Source organism: Mesorhizobium sp. Arg314 (assembly GCF_053714275.1).
Window position 1 is genome coordinate 1 of record NZ_JBSKBP010000256.1, and the last position, 458, is coordinate 458.

General features: G+C 54.1%; 1 protein-coding gene. It reads right to left on the bottom strand.

Going from position 1 to position 458, the window contains the following annotated elements:
• Positions 1-119 precede the first annotated feature (119 nt).
• Complete coding sequence (gene tnpB, locus ACWGS9_RS35370; protein ID WP_454509499.1) at positions 120-446, bottom strand: IS66 family insertion sequence element accessory protein TnpB; 327 nt, start codon at positions 444-446, stop codon at positions 120-122.
• Between the last annotated feature and the right edge of the window lie 12 nt (positions 447-458).

A 458-nucleotide genomic window follows, 5' to 3' on the forward strand; every position in this document is an offset into this window, starting at 1 on the left:
CGCTTCACGCTCGGCAAGCAGCGCCACGTAGGCGCTGGCAAGATCCGAGGGAAGATCAACCGGCTTCGAATTCATGCGCCGATTGAATCATATTCCATTGTATTTTCAACCAAAAAGTGCTACCCAACTCGGGTTGGTCGCCATGTTTCCTGAGGGTTTCGCCAGTCTATTCCCGACAATAGATAACTCAGCTGCGCAGGAGATACTGTTACAGCTCCACCCTCAACTGTCGGCCAGATGAAGCGTCCGCGCTCGAGTCTTTTTGTGAACAGGCATGATCCTTGGCCATCATGCCAGATGACCTTCAACAAATTTCCGCGTTTCCCCCTGAAGCAAAACAGGTTGCCCCCAAGGGGATTGTGTTTGAGGACCTCCTGCACTCGGAGCGCCAGCGATGGAAAGCCAGATCTCATATCGGTGTAGCCCGTCGCCAACCACACACGCACGCCTTCTGTCGG